Source organism: Qipengyuania sp. NPDC077563 (assembly GCF_044901345.1).
In the GTDB taxonomy this organism is placed as follows: Bacteria; Pseudomonadota; Alphaproteobacteria; order Sphingomonadales; family Sphingomonadaceae; genus Qipengyuania; species Qipengyuania aestuarii.
Map to the genome: position 1 here is coordinate 1,061,418 of NZ_JBJDPC010000001.1, position 20,273 is coordinate 1,081,690.

Annotated in this window: 19 protein-coding genes; 2 read left to right on the forward strand and 17 right to left on the reverse strand. The window is 59.6% G+C overall.

Going from position 1 to position 20,273, the window contains the following annotated elements; translation table 11 throughout:
- Nucleotides 1–237 precede the first annotated feature (237 nt).
- The 14 genes from ACI2I1_RS05145 to ACI2I1_RS05210 form a co-directional block, all read right to left on the reverse strand.
- Nucleotides 238–531: a hypothetical protein gene (locus ACI2I1_RS05145; protein ID WP_404678178.1), complete on the reverse strand. Its 294-nt coding sequence runs from the start codon at nt 529–531 to the stop codon at nt 238–240.
- A 200-nt stretch (nt 532–731) separates the two neighbouring features.
- The gene (locus ACI2I1_RS05150; RefSeq protein ID WP_404678179.1) at nt 732–1,256 is read right to left on the reverse strand and encodes a DUF6527 family protein; all 525 of its coding nucleotides are present in this window, start codon (nt 1,254–1,256) and stop codon (nt 732–734) included.
- Entirely contained in the window at nt 1,253–2,599 is a 1,347-nt protein-coding gene (locus tag ACI2I1_RS05155; protein ID WP_404678180.1) for a HesA/MoeB/ThiF family protein, read from the reverse strand. Before ACI2I1_RS05155 ends, ACI2I1_RS05150 begins: the two co-directional genes overlap by 4 nt.
- Complete coding sequence (locus ACI2I1_RS05160; RefSeq protein WP_149747797.1) at nt 2,596–2,979, reverse strand: E2/UBC family protein; 384 nt, start codon at nt 2,977–2,979, stop codon at nt 2,596–2,598. The genes ACI2I1_RS05155 and ACI2I1_RS05160 overlap by 4 nt, the downstream gene beginning before the upstream one ends.
- A complete protein-coding gene (locus ACI2I1_RS05165) occupies nt 2,979–3,722 on the reverse strand; it encodes a multiubiquitin domain-containing protein (protein WP_404678181.1) in 744 nt (247 codons plus the stop codon). The genes ACI2I1_RS05160 and ACI2I1_RS05165 overlap by 1 nt, the downstream gene beginning before the upstream one ends.
- An 86-nt stretch (nt 3,723–3,808) precedes the next feature.
- Nucleotides 3,809–7,213: a UvrD-helicase domain-containing protein gene (locus ACI2I1_RS05170; protein ID WP_404678182.1), complete on the reverse strand. Its 3,405-nt coding sequence runs from the start codon at nt 7,211–7,213 to the stop codon at nt 3,809–3,811.
- Between the two features lie 3 nt (nt 7,214–7,216).
- Nucleotides 7,217–7,807 carry a hypothetical protein gene (locus ACI2I1_RS05175; RefSeq protein ID WP_404678183.1) on the reverse strand — a complete coding sequence of 197 codons (591 nt, stop codon included), beginning with the start codon at nt 7,805–7,807 and terminating at the stop codon, nt 7,217–7,219.
- On the reverse strand, nt 7,800–8,612 hold the full coding sequence (locus tag ACI2I1_RS05180) for a DNA-binding response regulator (RefSeq protein ID WP_404678184.1): 813 nt from the start codon (nt 8,610–8,612) through the stop codon (nt 7,800–7,802). The genes ACI2I1_RS05175 and ACI2I1_RS05180 overlap by 8 nt, the downstream gene beginning before the upstream one ends.
- A gap of 135 nt (nt 8,613–8,747) precedes the next feature.
- Nucleotides 8,748–9,677: a DUF5655 domain-containing protein gene (locus tag ACI2I1_RS05185; RefSeq protein WP_404678185.1), complete on the reverse strand. Its 930-nt coding sequence runs from the start codon at nt 9,675–9,677 to the stop codon at nt 8,748–8,750.
- Nucleotides 9,678–9,684: 7 nt separating this feature from the next.
- A complete protein-coding gene (locus ACI2I1_RS05190) occupies nt 9,685–10,425 on the reverse strand; it encodes a M48 family metallopeptidase (RefSeq protein WP_048648539.1) in 741 nt (246 codons plus the stop codon).
- A complete protein-coding gene (locus tag ACI2I1_RS05195) occupies nt 10,422–13,391 on the reverse strand; it encodes a type I restriction endonuclease subunit R (RefSeq protein ID WP_404678186.1) in 2,970 nt (989 codons plus the stop codon). The genes ACI2I1_RS05190 and ACI2I1_RS05195 overlap by 4 nt, the downstream gene beginning before the upstream one ends.
- A complete protein-coding gene (locus ACI2I1_RS05200) occupies nt 13,388–14,656 on the reverse strand; it encodes a hypothetical protein (protein WP_404678187.1) in 1,269 nt (422 codons plus the stop codon). Before ACI2I1_RS05200 ends, ACI2I1_RS05195 begins: the two co-directional genes overlap by 4 nt.
- On the reverse strand, nt 14,646–16,241 hold the full coding sequence (locus tag ACI2I1_RS05205) for an N-6 DNA methylase (protein ID WP_404678188.1): 1,596 nt from the start codon (nt 16,239–16,241) through the stop codon (nt 14,646–14,648). The genes ACI2I1_RS05200 and ACI2I1_RS05205 overlap by 11 nt, the downstream gene beginning before the upstream one ends.
- A 7-nt stretch (nt 16,242–16,248) precedes the next feature.
- Nucleotides 16,249–16,881, reverse strand: a complete 633-nt coding sequence (locus ACI2I1_RS05210) for a restriction endonuclease subunit S (RefSeq protein ID WP_404678189.1) — start codon at nt 16,879–16,881, stop codon at nt 16,249–16,251.
- Nucleotides 16,882–17,041: 160 nt separating this feature from the next.
- Here ACI2I1_RS05210 and ACI2I1_RS05215 point away from each other — a divergent pair, with 160 nt between their 5' ends.
- Nucleotides 17,042–17,296, forward strand: a complete 255-nt coding sequence (locus tag ACI2I1_RS05215) for a hypothetical protein (RefSeq protein ID WP_219511536.1) — start codon at nt 17,042–17,044, stop codon at nt 17,294–17,296.
- A 138-nt stretch (nt 17,297–17,434) separates the two neighbouring features.
- The gene (locus tag ACI2I1_RS05220; RefSeq protein ID WP_404678190.1) at nt 17,435–17,605 is read left to right on the forward strand and encodes a YegP family protein; all 171 of its coding nucleotides are present in this window, start codon (nt 17,435–17,437) and stop codon (nt 17,603–17,605) included.
- A gap of 246 nt (nt 17,606–17,851) precedes the next feature.
- On the opposite strand, the gene ACI2I1_RS05225 is transcribed toward ACI2I1_RS05220, so the two are convergent.
- From ACI2I1_RS05225 to ACI2I1_RS05235, 3 genes are all read right to left on the reverse strand, one after another.
- Nucleotides 17,852–19,084 (reverse strand): type II toxin-antitoxin system HipA family toxin, encoded by a 1,233-nt coding sequence (locus ACI2I1_RS05225; protein WP_404678191.1) that lies wholly within the window; start codon nt 19,082–19,084, stop codon nt 17,852–17,854.
- Complete coding sequence (locus ACI2I1_RS05230) at nt 19,084–19,461, reverse strand: helix-turn-helix domain-containing protein (RefSeq protein WP_404678192.1); 378 nt, start codon at nt 19,459–19,461, stop codon at nt 19,084–19,086. The genes ACI2I1_RS05225 and ACI2I1_RS05230 overlap by 1 nt, the downstream gene beginning before the upstream one ends.
- A 164-nt stretch (nt 19,462–19,625) precedes the next feature.
- Nucleotides 19,626–20,231 (reverse strand): type IV toxin-antitoxin system AbiEi family antitoxin domain-containing protein, encoded by a 606-nt coding sequence (locus ACI2I1_RS05235; RefSeq protein WP_404678193.1) that lies wholly within the window; start codon nt 20,229–20,231, stop codon nt 19,626–19,628.
- Nucleotides 20,232–20,273: the final 42 nt, after the last annotated feature.

Consider the following 20,273-nt stretch of genomic DNA (forward strand, 5'->3'; position numbering starts at 1 on the left):
TTCCTTCGCAACGGGCCACTGCAAGCTTGGTTCATGCCTTTATGGCAGAAGCCGGAATTACTCCCACTCTAATATTTTTCCCGCCCTAAATATTTGATTTTCCTGCAAAAAATTTCCTTTTTGGTTCCCTGCGCCGAGATGGAGGCCGTCAAAATGTTAGCCTTTTGATTTTGCAGGGTTTTTAGGAAATTTCTGGGAAGAAAATTTTTTGTGAACTATCGGGATCTATCGACCGTTTCACGGTGAGGCATAGACCTCAAATCCCGAATCTTTTGCCTCTGATAAAGTACCGTCAAAACCGGCGAAATCAATACATCCGACCCCATCCCAGATCGCTGGGATGGGGGTGGCCTTGCCGAACAAGGGAGCCGAGGTACGCTGAGCCTCTCTGGCTGGCTGATACCAAAGTGCGGTTTTCAGCGGCCAGAATCCGAGGATTTGTATCAAGACGAAGACTGAGAGTTTGCCATATGCCACATTTGCTAACCGACGCGACGCTAAACGGGGCATTTTCAAACTATCAGCAGCCACGTTTTTTTGAATTGCGCCCGCCCGCTGGAAGAGCGTGTGTCATTCATGGCGACTGCCTACCAGGCAAATTTGTTCTGACGCCTAAACGAGTTTTCGCGGGGTGTTACTACCAGTTCCTCGACAACGGCGGGTCAGAATATCAGGGCAAGCTCGACCTGAACGCAGCGCGCAAGAGCACGCCTGTCGTTCTCCGCTACACGTCACACCACCCGCACGAACACCCACCCTCCATTAATCTTCCACGATCGTGCGAGGCCGCGCCCCACAAGCCGACTTGCGACGCGACTGACGTCCCAGACGAGTTCGTCGATCGCATCGGCTAGTTCCACGGCATTGCGTGGTTGAACCTCGTCCATTGCGCTGAGAACGGCCGCTTCGATCTCGGGATTATAAGGCGGCTCCCGATTCCCCCCCTCAAATCGGTCGCACCACAGAATGTGACCACGCCAGACGATGAAGTGGCTTTCGCACCCTCCTTCACGCCACACTGAGGGGAAGAGGGTAAGTCCTTCTCCCCGCATATCAAAGCGCCATGCCTTGTCGGCGCGACTGTCCAGGTTGATTACTAAGGTCTCGCCGCACCCATCAGGGCAGGCCATGACAATCGATCTGGGTCGTGAGCGAAACACCATGGAAGCGTCGCCAGGGGCGCTGAGGGTTTCTTCAGCCTGGTCTCTGTATTCGGCATCGCCAAGCAACCGGACCATTCGTGCAGGCTCTGTCATTTATCGCTCCTGTTGTGACGTTTCGGCCGGACCGGCAGTTTCCATGCTGGGCCTTTTGCCAATGCGCCCATGGACGAGCAGGCCACGCAATTCGGCTGCACCGTGACAGCCATTTCCTTCACTCGGCCGCGAATGCCGTCATAAACCTGATAACGCGGCTTGACCGGAACCGACGTGGCAGCCCCGAGCAGCATGGTCATCGCAAGCGAACTCACGGTAGAGTTGATCGACAGAACGGCGGGCTGGGGTTCGTGCACGCCGTGGACATAGGGGTCCGCCGCACGCTGCTCTGGCGTCAGCATCTCCCGCCGGATCGCCTCGCCGTCGAGCGCGCCCGAGCAGGTCAGGCAAGGAAGTCCAGGGGCGAGCATCTGCACGCGTCCCGTGATGTGGGTGACGGCTCCGTACGCGACAGTGATGCTGACGCCCATATCGATCACGGGCACCAAATACTGATAGGCGGCCTGGTTGACGACCGCCCGGCTCGCGTGGGAATCCGTGCACAGCAGCATGAAATCGAAGCCCGCGATGAGCTTAGCTACCTCCTCGTCAACGATGTCAGCTTGAAGCGGAACCACCGTGACATCAGGGTTAATGGCACAGATCATTCTGGCCGCCACCTCGACCTTCGGCCGGCCGACGTCCGAGGGGATGGAGCCGACGAGGCGGTTCAGGTTCGTCTCCTCGACCAGATCGGGATCGATCACCGTGATCCGCGTGGCGCCGAGATGGGCAAGTTGCTGGCACTCGAGCGATCCCGTCCCACCCGCACCGATCACGCCGAAATGGAGGCGGCGCAGCAGCCGTTGCCCCGGCGCTCCGAATGCCCGGACCTGCCGATCGTCGCGTTCCTGATCGGAGACGCCGTGCATGGGCGAATGGAGCATGAGACTTTCGCCCACTTCCCACACGTCAATCTCATCATCGTTTCCGAGAAGCCGTGCGCGACAACCCTCTGGCCCGATCACCAGTGCGACATGCGGCACTGGAGCGGCTCGACGCGTAAAATACGAACCCAGTTCCGTTTCGCCCGCATCGTCGACCGTCGAGAAACGTGGATGGCCGGGACTGGCGGGATGCGTGTGGATCGCGACGACGGCCATGCCGGTGACCCGGCTGCGGTTTGCAACCTCGATAAGGAAGGACGATTTCAGGACGGCAGATACGCAGGTGCGGTGCTCATATGCATCGTCCGGTACAGGTTTGGCGTCGGCAACGATCCACGTCTCGCTCTGCGCATCGTGATGGGCATACGCGATGGCACAGCTCTCCAGACCATCGGCGTCGAGCAGCGTCGACGCCAGGTCGAAGTACAGAGGTGCAGGAAAGCGGACGCGGCTCATTGGACCTGCCTCATTCGATCGATCACCACATTCATCCACGTCGACAGTGTGTCGCGGTTGGGGTTCCAAGGTCCCATCAGATGCCAGGAGAACCACAGCGCCGGCTCGGCGGTCTCCGGGACAGGATTTGACGCCGAATTCTGTGGCGGGCCTCCATGTGCTAGAAGAAGATCAGGATCCGCCCAGAAGCAGTCGAGTTGTGCAAATGGATATCCAGGCGGGACGATGAAGCGGATGGTGGTCGACGACTTCGACCACCCCTCTGGCAGGCGGACGCCCGGCACGGTGACGAGCGTAGTGCCGCTCGGCAACTGCCGGGTCTGAACCTCGCCGAAGCGCTCCCGCAGCTGCTCCAGCTGCATGTCGAGAACGCCGGGCATCAGCCGAAGTTCGCCTTGGGGACCGACGAGAAGCGGCGGACACCATGCTTCGGGGTGAGGCTCACTGCCTCGTCATCGGCAATGATACGGTCCGGATCGTCGCCCTCGCCCTCCAGCGAAAGGTCGTGCTGCGGATCCCAGTCGGGCACCATCGCCTTGATCTGCGCGCCGGTCAGCTTCTTCTTATCGGTCTCATAGGGCTTGCCGTTGACGAAGAACGTGTAGGTGACCTTGTTGGGCGCCGTGATGAACTTCTCGACGCCGTTGGCGGCGAGATCCGCATCGGTGCCCGGTTCGATCAGCTTGTCCTTGCCGCCACGCACCTCCAGGAAGACCGCATCGTCACTGCCGATGCCGGCGAGCGCACGCAGCACCGCTTCAGGGATGGAAGAACGGCCCCACACGATGCGCGCCTCGTTCAGCTTGACGCGGTAGAGCGGGTCGGTGCTGAAAGTGATGAAGCGGAAGGCGGCACGATCGCGCAGATCGACCTCCTCGTCCGCCCGAACGTCTTCGAAGTCGCCTTCGGAAGTAATCACGAACAGCGAGTGGCCGTCGATGTCGTTAATGCCTGCCTTCTTCAGGATCTGGCGGCCTAGCGGAACCGGATCGTCGAGGATAAGCGGGTTGAAATCGACGCTGTCGACAGCGAGCGAGACCCGGTAGCGACCGGGGCGCAGGGGGCGATCTTCCTGCACGGCGAGTGCGACATCGTCGATGTCGGGGTTTTCGATAAGGGACATAGTTCGTTGTTTCCTGTGGACCTTGGCCTGATTGCGTCGGTCTCACAGGGTTAATCTTGCCAGCATCGGCCGACCGGTAATTTTGGTCAGAGATTTTTTTGCAGGCTGCCGTCGGCCACTGGACCGCAGGTAAAGAAGGCGGGACAGAAGGGGCATGTGCGGTCGGATCGCTCAGGCGTGAAGCTTCCGCCCTCGATCGCCGCGAAGACTTCGGCAAGCTTTTCCGTTTTCTTGCCGAGAGCCTTATGGTCGAACTCGACCTTTGTAGTGTGATCGTCGTCGCCGAGGTGGACGATCTCGACCGTGCAGCCGGGAAGTGAGTTGGCAGCCGCCATCTGGAAGGCGGCGGCGGCGAGGCCTTGTCCGGTCTTGGAGGATCGGTGACCCGTCCGAACCATCCGCACGATATGCCGTCCACCAGGCGCCATCACGACATCGTCTGCACTTGCCGAGACCGTTGTCGTTCCGATGCCTGTTCGAAGAGCAGGTGGTATCGAGCGGGTTGTGCCCGCGCGCATCGTCACGAACCGCTGGACAAGTAGGGTCGCAACTTCGCGGTGCAGCCGATACTCATCCCCGGCCAATGGCCCTTCAGACCACCTCTCCTCTAGCAGTCTCTCCACGTCGCCAAACGACACGACGGAGGGATCAGTCGCCGCGATTTCCGTCACGATGGCGCGCACCAGATCGTGCATTGTCGTCATGGTTGACGGGGTGCGCCGACCGCCGACGCCAAGCACATGGGTGTACAAAAAGCGCCGCGGGCACCGATCATACAAATCCAATTGCGCTGTCGTGATCTTGATTTCAGGCCCCAATACGACCGGGAGCGGCTCATCCTCGGGGTCCGGCTTCCGGTCCACGTGCGGCGTTGCCGCGCGGACTGTCGTTACGCCTAGCCGTGCAATGAAATCCGAGGGATTGCGTCGATTGCCGTTCGCCATTCGAGTCGCTGAGTAAAGCAGGAGGCGGTCCCGCGCTCGAGAGGCGGCGACATATAAAAGGCATTCCTGCTCGAGCGCGTGATCCGCAGCAGCCAGAGCAATCGTTCCGCCTTCTCCGCCAGCGATCATGCCATCTGGAACCGGACAGGCCGGCTTACGTGCAGTGCTGGGCATGCTCCCCTTATTCAGACCCATGACGTGCACCACGGGGAACTCGAGTCCCTTGCTACCGTGAATGGTCATCAGCCGGACCGCGTTGATGCCCTGAGCAGCCAGCGGAATCTGTCGAAGATCCCGTTCATCGGCGAGCTGGACAAGCCGCCTGATCCCGTCGAGCGTGCGCTGGATCGGCAGACCCGGCCCTGGACGTTGAGCGCGCAGGAAGCCCATCAGCTGCCAGATCGCCACGCCCATGGCGCGACTCGAGATATCGTCCGTCGATGCGATCAGCGCCGCCGTTCGTGTTCGATCAAGCATGACGTGCGCCAGCACGGACCAGGGAAGCGCATTGGTGTCAAAGCCGTCCAGCATGCCGACCACCCGGCGCATGGCGTCAGTGTCAGCGGCGTCCAGGGTTGGCAGCGAGGGCGATGAACCGCCCCAGGCGAGCGGTCCGGCTTCCGTCTTCCGAAGGTGCTCGACCACCGCTGCGGCACCCGCCAGACTTATCCCGGTCGACAGTCCCTGGAGCGAGGGCTTACGCACCAATCCCATGGCCCGCCTGTCGACGAGCAACGACAGAACGGACAGCAGATCCTTGACCTCGGGTCGTTCGAAGAGATTGCCGAGGTAGAGAACCGGAATCCCTCGTCGCTCCAGTTCACGACCCATGCGGTTGAGCCGGTCGTTGCCGGGGCAGAGCACAGCCTGATCGCGGAAGGAGACGTCCTGAGAATGGCGCAGAATTTCGTCTGCGAGCGCGTCCGCCTCGTCGTCGTTGTCACCGAAGGTGACATGCTCCGGCGGGACACCACTGGACGGTCGATCTGCTTTGAGGGACGCATCGCCGGTGCCAGCCTGCATGCCCCCACCGAAATTCGAAAATGCTCCAACGATCTCGGGCGTCGAGCGATAGTTGAGACGCAGCCGATCACCAGTGCCACCGGGAAAGTCCTCAGTCTTGAATCGCGACATGTTGAACGAGGACGCACCGCGGAACCTGTAGATGGCCTGCCGCGCATCACCAACGGCCCAAAGATTTTTGCCACCATCCGTCAGTCGCTGGAGCAGCCTCACGCTGCTGCGGTTCACGTCTTGATACTCGTCGACGAGGATATGGCTATATGTCGCGCGCAGAATCGAGACTGCCTCGGCATCGGACTCGAGCAGCTTTACGGGCAGAGACACGAGATCGCCGAAGTCCACCGCGCATGCCGCGAGCTTCAACTCCTCGTATTTCTTATAGACAAGCGCGACTTCGGCGCACCGCTCAGCGGCATTGCGGGCGTCGGGGTCGGTGGCCTTGTCCAGCATCTCCTTGGCGAGCGCAGCGTAGCGGTCAGCGTCCGCGACCTCGTCTTTTGCCCGGGATACCGCGGTGAGCATGTCCTTGAGCGGACGGTCGGGATTCATGAACTCCCGATGGTGAGTGAGGTTGAGTGCGAGATATTCGCGCTCCATGATCGCGATCGCCTCGCTGCGATCCATCATGCGGGGCTCCTTCGGGAAACCCAGTTGCTTGTGGTATCGTCGCACCAGATCGAGACCGAAGGCGTGGAATGTCCCGATCCACATCGCCGATGCCGCCTCTGGTCGCAGTCCAGCGATGCGCTCAGATAGTTCTCCGGCCGCCTTGTTAGAGAAGGTCAGCACAAGGATCGACCGGGGATCGATGCCTTCGTCGACGAGGCCGGCAACGCGCCCGACGAGGGTCTGCGTCTTTCCCGTTCCCGGTCCGGCCTCCAGAAGATATGGGACCCCACGATGCCGCGCGGCCTCGCGCTGCTCGACGTTGAGCGGCTTCGGAGGTCTTACCTCGGCCTCCTCGGGTTCCGGCTCGACCGCGGGAAGCAGCAACGCGTCGAGAAGCTGCAGCGCGACGACGTCGAAGGGCGCTGCCAGCTTCGCCGCAATCTCCGACGCCGTCATGCCCTCAAGATGAAGTGCGCGAGCCCGTTTGCGCGGTAGCAGGAGCTCGCGACCGAACAGGTCCATCTGGACCTCGCGGCGCTGCCGCCGGCTGTAGTCGACGACCCGATCCTCGCCAACGGGGGCAGCTTCCGCCGGCCGCGTGGGATCGACGTCGTGGGCGACGTGCTCGATCCGGTCGTCGCCGAGCGTGGCGTGACCGAGTTCGTGGCCCACCAGGAAGGCCTTGAAGAAGGTTGTTCCCGAGTCCTCATGCCTGATGGCACGATTTATGGGATCGAACTGTGCCCGGCCGCCCTCCAGGATCGCGCTGCCTGGCTCGACGAGCTCGATGTCCAATTCCAGACTGGATGCGGCGGCTTTAACGAGCGCCTCGGGATCCCAGGGGTCAGCGCCCTTGGAGACCACCTCATCGTGAAGCGCCGCGGCACGCTGCCGCGCGAGTTCGACAGCGTCCATGGGTCAATCCTGTGAGGCCAGCAACTGCTGCCGTCGCTCATCCGGCACCTTGCACTGCTTGAGCAGGTCCTCGAACGTGATTTTCTCCTGCTCGGCTGATGGAGCATCGTCGGCCTTGTAGCTGACGCCAGGCGCAAGTCGAGGTGGTGCTGCCATGAAGCGGCGCAGGTCGTCCACGGTGGAGCGGAGGCCGCGCGCAAGAGCGTCGACGAACCACGCCGGCACACTGGCGATGTCCACGAGCCGGGAGCTAAACCCCTGGATCACGCCACTGGGCACATCAAGGGCACGGCGAAGACTTACCAGCTCCTGGGGCGAGACGTTGGCGAAGGGGTCGACCACCGCGGCGGATGCCTGAACCGGCGACGTGGCTCGGAAGGCTGCAAGGGACGCTTCTACCCACGCCTCATCGGCCGGCGTGGTGATCTCTACAGTCGCGCGCTGCAGTCTCAAATCAAGGGATAAGTCGATCAACTCGCCCGAAAGATGTGGGTATAGCTGAAGGTAGCGGTCAAGAGTCGCATTGTCGTGCGCCTGCTCAACTGCGAATGCGAGGAGGATCTCCTCTGCGCTGTCGTTGCGGCTGTCAGTCATGATCGTCTCCAATCGACAGAGCTTGGCGTATCAGTCGGTATGCTTCGTCACGTCTATTCCGAACGGTTTTCTCGGATTTGACGCCGATCGCCTTTCGAATGGTCATGACGCTATCGTCCGACGAATCGATTGGCATATCCCTCATGATCAACTCCACGACTCTGCGTAACTTGTCTGGTAGGGACCTAATCGCGTCGGCTACGCGCGACCGGTAAATCGGATCGTCGGACAGCAATTCCTCTTTGAGGTCTAAACTCCCGACCGCGCGCTCTACCGCCAGCGAGGGTTCGTTTGTCTCCTGGTCAGCCTCAATGGCTTCGGTGCGCGCCGCCTGTCTCCTCGCCCTGTGCATGGATGTCGTGCGGAGCGCTGCGATGGCACTCGCAAACATGACCTCGAAATAATCGAGGGCTGCCCCTGGCTCGGCTCGATCCTCGATCAACTTGCGGACGAAGGTATCCTTCACCCTATCGCGAGCATCCGCGACATGGACGCTCTCGGACACATCGATGCGTTCGCCGGCGATGCGTGGCAGTGCCGATGAGAGTCGACGCATGAGTTCGCGGTAAAGATCGTTGAAATAGCTCTCGTCGTTGTCATGCCGCGTGTCGCGTATCAGATAGACGATACACTCGGACTTCACGTAGAGCGGTGATGACGTGTCGCGGATCTTCAGGGCAGCTATGATTTCCTCGCGCGACTGCTCAACGAGTCTCGCCAACGCTTCTTCAACATCCGTGCGACGGCTGTAGAGCGCGCCATCGGATCTGCGTTTCGTTAATGGCTTTACGTGTCGCGTGTCCAAAATCCCCCTCCCTAAACTCATCACCTATACTTTAGCTGTCAATGGAAAAGGCAGTTTTAAATAAGACGCCTCGACTCCGACGATAAATCATTTCACTCATATACTTCTTGCCGTTTATAGACTTAATTTCCAGCATTAGGCCCCATCATAGCTGCGATCCATAAGAGGCTTGGCTTTGTCCAGCGTAGCGACATCAGTGATGATAATTTCGAGGTCACCAGTGCCGAAGTGACCGATATTGCGCACGTCGCGGGTAAAACCCGGCTCAAGTTGTATGGTGGCCGGATCGACCTTGACGAAAACTTTGAGGTGCCTGATCTGCGGCTTGACCTCGACGCACGCAAAGTTCTTCAGGCGGCGGAAGGCGACATAGTTGTCTAGGGTCTTCAGCTCGACATCATCGCCTAGCGCCAGCAGGTACGCCTTCGTTGCCTCGTAGAGATCGACAAGACCTTGGTCGGCATCCGCGAGGTACTGCGTAACAGTCTTCTGGCGCGACCGAGGTCGCATCGCCGCAGGCTCGCCTTGGGCGTCAACGCTGGCGGAGATTTCGCGCGCGGGCCGCTCCGATGCCGAGGTCAGCAGTTCGAACAGCAACAGTTCGTCACCAAAGCGGCGATAGCGAACCAGCGCGATATTTCGGTTCATCTGGTTGACCGCATGAGCATCGTATTTTGTGAAATCACCCGCGATGCAGATCAGCCGGGGCGTCGTCCAATCGACGGCCTTCGCCTCTTCGGCGCCGAAGCGCTCCAGAACAAGCCATTCGAAATCACGGCGGTGATCCATCAGCCAGTCGAGGTAGAATAAGCCTTGGTTGATGACGTTCTCATTGCTGGCCCGTTTGTACTCGACGATCACTGGCGAACCATTCTCGTCTATGCCCAGCGAATCCATGCGTCCGCCGTTTGTCGTCGGAAACTCCGATGCAAGAAACCGCACACCGAGGAACGCTTCCATGTTGCGTTCAATAAGGGTCTGCAACGACTTCTCCAGCGCAACCGCGCTGCCGCGAAGCTCTGTGACCGAAGCACTGTCCGTGCGAAAGAGTTTTATATCGCTCATACAAAAATCACCAAATGAACTGGTGCCCCATTCTATCAAGTCTTCTTAGGCGATCCTCGTAGTCCGGCATGATCGTTTCCAACGACCGCCAAAATCGCCGTGAATGATTGTGCTCAAGAACGTGACAAGCCTCGTGTGCAATAACGTAGTCGACCAGCGGCATCGGAGCCATCACCAAGCGCCAGTTGAGGCGGATGCGCCCCCGTGAATCGCAGCTTCCCCAGCGTTTGGACTGGTCAACGACATTGACGGTCGGTGTTGGAATGCCAAGCGTCTCTGCGATCATTCGCGCGCGGGCAGGAAAATGCTGGATCGCATGCGCTCGGTACCAGTGCCTGAGCCCGCTGCGGACAGCGGCGCGCTGAATGGATTCATGGCCATTCGGCAGCACCGGCGCGACAAGGGTGGAACCTCTCGCAGCAATCCGGGTCGTGACGGCGGTTTCGTCGGGAATGAGCTTCAGGCGATATTGGCGGCCGAGGTAGTGAAAGGTCTCGCCACTCACAAATTCCTTGGCGACCGGCTGCCCGCCAAGTTCGCGGTACGCCGCCTGTTTGCGAAGCAGCCAAGCGCCTTTCTTGCGAACGATACCGAGGACGCGGTCATCGTCTAAGTCCGACGGCGCGAGGACGCGCACTCCGTCGAAGCCAACAGATATCGCCACGGTTTTCCGGCGCGCCGTCCGCTCGATCAGGAATGCAAACGTTTCGCCGCCAAAAACGATGGAATGCTGAGCCGCGTCCGTCATCCCGCATACCTCGCGCGGGCGACATCCATGATCTTTGCCGTCGTGGCTTCAACCTTGTGCGCATCCAATCCCAAGCTGCGTAATTGCTCCTTGATGGATCGGCGCATCTGTCGCTGGACGTCCTCCTTTTGATGCCAGTCGACAACCTCGGCATACTCCTCAAGCGCCTTGGTGATACCGGCAGCGCTCCGGGAGCGTTCGGGGTCTGGTAGGTCAGCGTCAATGAAGGGCAGGATGGCGGCAGCCGTTCCGGTAAGGCCGTCGCTTCTGCCCGCCGCGCCCGAGCGAATATCTGCGGCTTGCCCGACCATTGCTTCAAGCTGGGTCAAGGCGCTGGCAGCGGACACGCGAGCTTCCCGCCTGTCATTGACGATCCGCTCCAACTGTTCCCAAAGCGAGGCGTAAGCCGTGGGGTTCTCGTCGCGGTGGACGTGGATCTCCTGGCGAATGGCGTGCTCGATCTCGGCAGCCTTGGCAGCGCTCGACCTGAGGCTTTCCAGATGCGGACGGAACGCGGGGTCGAGAATATCGAACTTCACCAGCAGCTGTTCGACACCCGTCACCGAGAGGTGGCTGGTGATAATCTCGCCCACCTTCGCGCCGTAGTCCTTCGGGTCAAATGGCTCCTCGTGATAGGCGCGGCGGGCGAGAACACGAATGCGCGATAGCCACTTCAGGTCGGACGGATAGGGTTCTTCCAATGCCTTGGGATCAGGCAAGACCATGTCCATGGCTTCGGCAAAACGCAGGAAGTCGAGCTCGAATTTGGCGCGGATGTCGTCAGGGCGCAGCAGTTCAACGCACGCCAAATCGTCCTGACGGCTAAGGCCTTCGAAGAGCCGAATGGCGGCCCGGTGCCGACTTTCCAGAAGTTGGATCTTTTCAGATAGCGGACGGAGCGCGCTGGCTATGCCATCCTCGTCGGAGAACATATCCAATGCGTCAGAAATGCGCCGATTGTCCCCCCAATAATCCACGACCAACCCGTAGGTCTTGCCATCGGCGGTGCGGTTCACGCGAGCAATCGCCTGCAAAAGCGTGTGCTCTCGCAGAGGGGCATCGAGATACAGAACCTGCTCTACCGGCGCGTCAAAACCGGTGAGCAGCATATCGCACACGACCAAGATTTTCAGCGGATCGTCACGCTTCTTGAACCGGCCAATCATGGTGTCGCGGTCGCGCTTGGACAGGTGATGGGCTTGCAGCCGGGCGCTGTCATTGTTCGAAGCGGACATGATGAGCGCGCATTCGGGCGCGCCAAGCTGCCGCAAGGCTTCGACATAGGTCACGGCGACGTCGCGGCTGACCGTCACGATCTGCGCTTTGAAACCGTTTGGCTCAATGGTGCTTCGATAGTGCGCAAGGATATCTTTGGAGATGGCCTCAACGCGAACTTGAGCTCCGGCCAGCTTCTCCTGAAGCCGCATGCCGCGCTTCAGCTTCTCAATCTCTTCGTTCGACAGTTCAGGGAACGTGGCCCGAATATCCCGTTCGAGATCGCGGCCGTCGATCCGTAGTTGAGCGTCGCGCATCTCGTAATAGATCGGGACGGTCGCTCCATCCTTCACAGCCTGGTCGATCAGGTAGCGGTGCAGATAGTCGCCGAAGACCTCACGGGTGCTGCGGTCCTTTTTGTCGATGGGCGTGCCGGTGAAGGCGATCATGCAGGCATTGGGCAGTCCTGCGCGCATCCGAGCGGCAAGCGCGCCATATTGCGTCCGGTGCGCTTCATCGACCATGACGAAGACGTTCCGCGCTTTGGAAATGACCGACGAGCGTTTCGGCACGGCGCTGTGAAACTTGTGGACGGTGGTCAGAACCGTAGTTCCAGCGCCGCCCGACAGAGCGTTGCGCAGCGCGTCTCCGCTTTCGGCCTGGATGGGGTTAGCAAATCCTGAACGCTGGAATTGTCCAGTGATCTGGTCATCAAGGTCGGTTCTATCCGTAACGATGACAATCGTCGGATTTTCAGCCTCGGGAAGGCGGCGCAGCTTGGTCGCCAGAAACACCATCGTCAGCGATTTACCAGAGCCTTGGGTGTGGTGGATGACCCCGCCACGGCGTTGTGGATTGGGTGCGGTTCGGATGCGTTCAATCGCCTTTCCGACGGCAACGAACTGCTGATAGCGCGCCAGCTTCTTGATGCGCCGCCCGTCAATGGTTTCGAACATGACGAAGTTGCGGATGAGATCGAGCAGATTGGCCGGTGCGAGAAGCCCAGCGAGCAAAATGTCTTGCCCGGTTGGCGTTCGACCCAATTGCGCGGACAGCGCATCGAGCGAGAGCGGATAGGGGTCCTTCCATTCGGCCCATTGGCGAGCTGGCGTCAGTGTCGTGCCGAACTTGGCCACGTCGCGCGCCAGAGCGATGGAAATTTGTGCCGTCTCAAATAGGCGGGGAGCGCCAAGCCCGGCGAATTCATCGCGGCTTTCATAACGGCGAAACTGGCGGATCGCCTCGCCCATCGGGTCGGCCAGTGATGGCGATTTGCATTCAATCACCGCGAGCGGGAGACCGTTCACGTAAACGACGATATCGGGAATAATGTCCTGACGTGCGCCCTTGATGGCGACCTGCCCCGCGAACTCGAACGTGTTGGCGGATGGATCATCGAAATCGAAGAACCGCACATTGCGGTCCTGTCGTCTGCCGCCTTCCGTATGGGGGGCCGTCACTCCGTAGGTGAGGGCTGTATAGGCGCTTTCGTTGGCCTCCATGACATCAACGGCGGTAACGCGCGTGACAGCCGCAACAGCCCGGCGAACGCTGTCCTCGCCCAGCCAAGGATTGAGGCGCTTCAGGCATTCGGTAAGGCGAACCGTCAGAACCGGCTCGGTTGCCAGCCCATCGCGCAACCGCCGCACGTCGTCTGGAGACAGCGGCTTATAGTCGAACAGCACCCGCAGCAGGTCCGTCGCCGGCTCCTCTACCCATTCACGCTCAAGCTGTTCACTGGTCTCGTTCATGCAGCTTGTCCGGCTTTGTCTCGATGCCGCGCAATCATGCTGTCTGGAAGGCGGATTCGCCCTGACAGGAGCTCTTGAGAGAGGGCTGCACGAAGCGACTTAAGCCTCTCCAGTGTCACCTCTTCTGCCTCAATGCGTGCCCAAGCGCCGTTCAACAGCTCGACTGCGTTGTCCTGGTAGGCCAGCGGTGGAACAGTGATCTTGATGCGCTTCATCTCCCCTACATTCAGATGTTGCTGAGCGAGACCGCCTTGGAGAACAGCGATTTGCCGTTTCGCGATACGTGAATTCATGAAGAAACTTACGTACTCTCCACGCAGCCAGGAGCTAGGGCGGGAAAAGATGACGTCGATGCAGTTGATGTCGCCGATGCCGTCCGGGATAAATGCCGTCTTGCCGGGCTCTCCGGTTCTGATCGTGACAACATCCCCTGCCCGCAGGGCGGATTTCGCATTCAGCCGGTGACCTTCCTGAGAGATTTGGACCAGTTCGCCCAAGAACAGTCGGTTTGGTCTAACATTCAACGACCGCAGGGCCGGAACCCCGTCAGTTTTGACGTAGTAGGAGGCGGGTTTGACGACGATGCCGACCTGAATCGAGGCCATCTCAGCCGCTAAGGTTGAAGCGCGCCAGCCATCCACGTTTTTGTGGCCTGAACCCGGATCAAGACCTATGAACAGGGCCTCGGCAAGCTCTTCGACGGCTTCGTGAAGTTGAAAGCAAAGCGCTTCAGTCTTCGCAATAGCCTCCTCTACTGCACCCAGGACCTCTGCAATCGCGCGCTGTTCGGCGAACGGGGGAAGCGGCATCTGAAAAGCCCCAACATCGCGCGGGCGAATGGCGGCATAATTTGTTGAGCCGACAGCATCGACTTGCCTTTGAAGGCGACCATCGCGAATGACATGATCAAGCCAATTCAATGCAACACGCGCTTGGTCGATTTCAAACAAGAAGTAGTGCCCGCTGACGATTGCGCCATCACCTTCAGTCGGCACCAATCCGAACCCGCCTACTTTGGCATCGATTTCTGCGACTAGAAGGTCATCAGCCTTACAAAGCTTTTGGCGCTTGGTTTTGACGTAACTACCCAGCACTCGATCACGTGGTTCGATGCCTTGGTTCCGCACACGAGCAGTAACGCGCTGATAGAGCGTGTTGTCATCGATTTCTATCCACTTCGCACGCTCGCGAATGACTTCCCGCAAGCGAATGATTGGCCATTCCGCAGCCACCGGGCCAAAACGGGTAAACTTCTTACCCGACATAACCCATCTCCTTGAGAAGGGCATTCATACGGGCGGCGGCTTCATCGCGGGCCTGCTCGGCAGCCCAAAGTTTATTAAGCTCAGCTTTGACGTCGATCGGTTTTTCAGGCTCTAGGGTGTCGATGTAGCGGGAGATGTTGAGGTTGAAGTCATTCTCAGCAATCTCCTCCAAGTCGACTACGCGCATGAGGCGGCCTTTTGGCTCGCAAATAGACTTTCGGTAGTTTAACTCTCTGGGGTCAGAAGCTTTGCTGTAGAAAGAAGTATTGTCACCCCACGCCTCAAACGCGTCAACGATGCGCGTGATGTTGCTTTCGCCAAGAATGTTCTTTTTGGGCCGCTCCTCGAATTCCTTCGCACCGTGGATGACCAGCACCTTGCCCTTGCGCTCAGGAGCCTTCGCCTTGTTGAGGATCAAAACGGTCGCTGGTATGCCAGTGCCGGCGAACAGATTTTCCGGCAACCCAATGATTGCCTCAAACAAATCGGCTTTCAACATCGCCTCGCGAATGCGGCCGTCGCCTGAGCCACGGAACAGCACCCCATGCGGCATCACCACACCGCATACGCCCTTGGCGTTGAGCGTCGCCACCATGTGCTGAACGAAGGCCAGATCACCCATGTTCTTGGGTGGGATGCCATAGATGAAGCGGTTGTGACCCTTCTTCTCGGTGTCCCCTGACACATCCTCCGCGCCCCAGCTATCGAGCGAGAAAGGAGGGTTCGCGATCACCCGATCATAAAGAAACAGGTTGCCGTCCTGATCGAGCAGGCGCGGATTGCGGATCGTATCGCCCTTTTCAATTCGCGCATCGCGAAGCCCGTGCAGCAGCAGGTTCATCTTGGCGATGGCCCATGTGCCAAGGTTCTTTTCCTGCCCATGCAGCGTGATGTTAAGTGCTTCACCGAGCCGCTTGCCTTCAAGCTTTGCCACATGCTCCGCGACCTGAACCAGCATGCCGCCTGAACCGCATGTGGGGTCGCTGATGCGCATGCCGGGCTTGGGGTCCAGCAACTCGACTATCAGCCGCACGACGTGATGTGGGGTGTAGAACTCGCCGCCCTTCTTGCCTGCATCATCTGCGAATTTGTCGATCAGATATTCATAAGCGCGACCAAGCATATCCGGCTCAGACAGCGAGGCATTCGACAGGTCGATGCGTGAGAAGTGGTCAATCAGACGCGACAAAACGCCTTCGCGGTTCTTGGCGTCGCCAAGGCGTGATTCGGAATTGAAGTCGATATTGGCCAGTACGCCTTCAATCGAGGGATTGGCGTCCTCAATCGCGGCGCATGCCTTGTTGAGGTGATCGCCAATGCCCGTCGTCAGCTTTTTGATCGACGACCAGCGCGCACGTTCAACCAGAAAGAACTCGTGCTCGTCGGGGTCGCTATAGGCGACATCTTCCGGCAGGCCCTGACGGGTAGCCTCCTTGGCCTCTTCCTCAAAACGATCAGACAGCCGCTTCAGAAACAGAAAGCCAAAGATGTAGATCTTGTAATCGGAGCTATCGATGGAGCCGCGCAGGATGTCGGCGGATTTCCAAAGATGATTTTCCAGTTCGGTGCGTGTAAGCTTAGCCATGTTTTCCTCAATTGTTCTGGTTGTCGCCAAACAGACGAGCGTCAATCAGACGCCGCGCGAGTGAGCGGCGGATTTCGGCAGCCTCCAGGGCGGTGCGGTAGGCGATTTGCGCGTCCTTAACGAGGGCGGCGATGCGCTCCTGTTCGTTCCGCGACGGCAGATTGATTTCGAGCTTGGCAAGGTCTTTCGGCGACAGGGACAGCAACGTCGTCGCCCCTCTTCGTAGGACCTCGATCTTTGGGCGAAACACATCGCTGGACAGGATTGCAAACAGGGCGCCGCCCGCCACATCGGGGCCGGGTCGCACGACAATGATGTTTGCGCTGGCGATAGCCCCTACTGTCTCATCACCCACGAGGCCGAATTTCAGCAGCGTGCCGCGCCCCGTGACGAGCACGTCGTCGACCTGCACCGCATAGGTCGCAGCTTTGGAGGGAGACGAAAAACCTACTGTGTCCAGCGCTTCTCGCGCGGCTACAGCGCCATCTTGGAGGTCACGTACGCCGATAACCGGCAGCCGTTCGCCCGGGCGAGCCACCGTTTCCTCCCGCGACACCCCAACGCCCGCAAAGACCTCCGCGACATCCAAAAGGCGTGCGGTGGAGCGGCCGAGGGCGACAGTTTTTACTCGTTTCATCATACGTGTTTGATAGCCGTAGCTAGCTACGCCGTCAAGAGAATATAAAACCGTAACCTATTACGGGGTAAATTTATGTGATTTCCTGTTGACCGCCAAGCGAATCGTGCTCATATAAGAGACGTCAGGCAAGAGTCTGGCGTTGGAAACATAGGAGAAATGCATGGCATCACGGGCGAAGCCCAGTGGCCTCACAATTACGGAGCGCGATGCGGCGCTCATTCGCGGAATGATCAAGCGGGGCGACCGCCATCACGATATCGCAGCGTTCTTCGGCCTCAATCAGGGCCGGATCGCTGAAGTAAAGGATGGGACGCGGTTTCCTGAAGTTCCGCCGGTGAGTCCAGACGAACTTCCGCCGAGGGGGCCGTATCTCACCCCGAAGGCAAAATGGATGGAAAACCGACTGGTCTCGTAAACCAGCCGATTTCCGAATACCTGGGCCGAAGCCCGCTAGGCATGCTTGAACACCATTACCCTAGCTGGCCCATCCTCAGAAATCAATGACCCGGCGCTTCGGACGGGTCTCATTTTCGGCCCAAGGAGGGCCAGCTACATGTTTGAAATCCTCCGCGCGAACGCAGGCGGGTACTTCTGGCGCCTCAAGGGTGCCAACGGCGAAACCCTGTGCCACTCCGAGGTCTACACCTCCAAACAGTCCGCACAGGCGGGCATCGATGCGGCAAAGAGGGTTGCCCCGCTCGCCCAGGTCCACGACCGGACCTAATGTACTTAACTTGAGTTTGAATGAGCCCCGCAGTGAACGCTGCGGGGCTCATTTTTTCTGCACAGCCCTTCAAGCTGAATCTGATTGCCCGACACGCGGCGGCTTGGCCCTTTGCAGCTGCTCACCCCTGGATTTCCCACGCCCCGCTTTCAAACGCATCTCAACGATCGGTCGTGATTCGGAACGCCAATACCTCTCAAATACTCATATTTGACTTATAATAAGAGACTGATCGTCATATATGAATTAAACTTTGCGCGCTGTTTCCATCTCGTCGCCGACGAAAGCAGCCTCATAATCGCGTGCGAGCCCTCCAGAGACGCCAACTTGCCTGAAGGCTTCCCGCCATCCGTCCGAAATGCGCTGCGCCATGGTTCGGATGATCTCCCGTGCCTCGGCCTCGGGAATCTCGAAAAATTCGCAGGCTTCGAGTGCGAGGATGATCGACCGATCATGGGCCCCGCCCTCAAGAATCGCCGTCTCGAGATGGGGGTTGCGATCCGGTGCTGGGTTCACGTCGAACACCGGCGACAAGCGCCACTGACCCGCCCCCACATAGAGGAAGCCATGGTTCTTCAGGTGATCGTCCTTGTTGGACACGAGGATGGTGAAGATCAGACGCCGATAGAGCTCGCGAAAGTCGGCCATGGGGTCGGATGAATAAGACCGCATGAAATCGACGACCTCGGTATAGGACCCCAGCTCCACCCCCGTCTTGCCGAGTGCGGTGCGCGCGGAGATGTAGGGAATCCGTGCGGACCCACGCCGGTCGAACCGCTGGATCAGCGCGACCGGGAACGGCGTGTCGGCCAGTTCCAGCCGTGTTTCGGGCGTGCGGATACCGCAGGCGGCCGCCAAGCGGAGGGTTGCGACCTCGACGCGCTCGATCGGCTGTTGATCGTGGACCGAGGTGAACTTCGCCAGCCACAGCGCATCGCCGTCCCTGACATTTGCTTTGGGACGAGCGCCGCCGGAGCCGCCAGCGCCGGCCAGAGCTTGCATCTCCTCGGGCGAGATCTCCTTGCCTTGCTCATAGGCGCGCGCGATTGCCGTGATGGTTTCGAGATCTACCAGCCGAGGGACGGCGTCGGCTGCCTTGCCGCGAATGACCTCGCCCTTGTCATCCAGAAAACGCAACGCGCCTTGCCGGCAGGCATCGTCGGAAAGCGTCAGATATTCGAATTCGTTGAGACCATTGCCATAGGCGCGTTCGAGCAGCCTGCGCCCCCAACTGTCCGGCGCCGCATCGGCGAAAACGCCCGCCAAAGCGTCGCGCATGTTGCCGGGCTGTCCCGAGGTGTGAAATGGGCCGGTCTCAAGAGGGAAATCTGGCTGTATGGCGAAGGCACGCGGATTTTCGATCCATTCGGGACTATAAGCGAAGGTCGAGAATTGCCGTGGCCCGGCATGGGTGAAACGCAACTGGCCCACCGATGTTCGGCCTTCGCCAAGCGCGACATGGACAACGAAATCGGCCATCAGAAGGAAGCCCCGTCAGGGTCCACAACGTCCTGCCGATCCTGTGTCTCCTCCGTCTGAGTCTTCTGCTTTTTCAGCCTTGCCGCGAAGGAGCGGCCCCTGCGCGGTCCGTGCTCCGCTGCCAGCGCCAGCCCCAGATCGTCCTTGCGGATATCGACCAGGTCAGCGAGCCGCTCCAAAAGGCCCAGCACAACGAGAACGTCGGCAAGCGTTCCGATGGCAACGCCCGGATCACCCCGTTCAAGGCGGGCGATGGAACTTGGCGAGGTTCCCGCACGCACGGCGAGATCCGCCACGGCAATACCACGCCGCAGCCGCGCGTTGCGGATATCCTGGCCCAGCCTTTCCAGTGCTGGCTTCGCCTTGGGAGAACCCATATCAATCATCCATATATGATGCAAAACGCTGGTAAATCGATCATATATGACTAATTAGCTCATAGGTCAAGAATTTCAGTCGGTGCCTCCAAGATCACCATCGCCTCGTTTTGCAGATCTGCGACAGGCGGGGCGCGAACTGATGCGCCGATATCTCGATTTCCTTAGCCATTGGCGGTCAGTGCCTCGAGATAGGGCCGAATGACCGTGGCGACCGATCCTCGTGCAGCCTGGCTGGCAATCTCGCTTGGCGTCGTCTTGCGCTGGCGCAGCGCCTCCTGAAGGCCTTCGATCGCCACGGACAGGCCAATCTTGTTCCGATAGCGGAAGCAATCGGCAATCGTCTTTGCGACGCCGAAAACCTTCACAGGCACCCTCTCGACAGGGTGGGTCTCAACCCCCTCGGTCAGGAGACGATCTGTGAAACGTACCAGCCGAATGGGCGTGCCTTCGGGTCTCGGGGTCCAGTCCTTCTGACCCACGGCGAGCCAAACTTTCCTTGGCAGTTGATCGGTCAGCCCGTGGAACGCCAGGGCGGAAACGAGGCAAACGACGCCCTTGGGTATCCGTTTGGCGGTCTCTGCGAGACTGTGGTGAACGTCGAGGGGCGCATCGGAAAGCTGATAAAGTCCGCGTGAGAGCCGAAGCACCTCACCGTCGCGTTCCATGCGGCTCATGGTGGCGGCTGTTACGCCCGCCTCGCGCAGCTCTGCCAGGCGCGAAATGCCGCGCGCGGTCAGCACGGTATGGGCAATCTGGCGTTGGGACATGGATGACGGCACGATACGGAAACCCGGAATATAGGACTTACT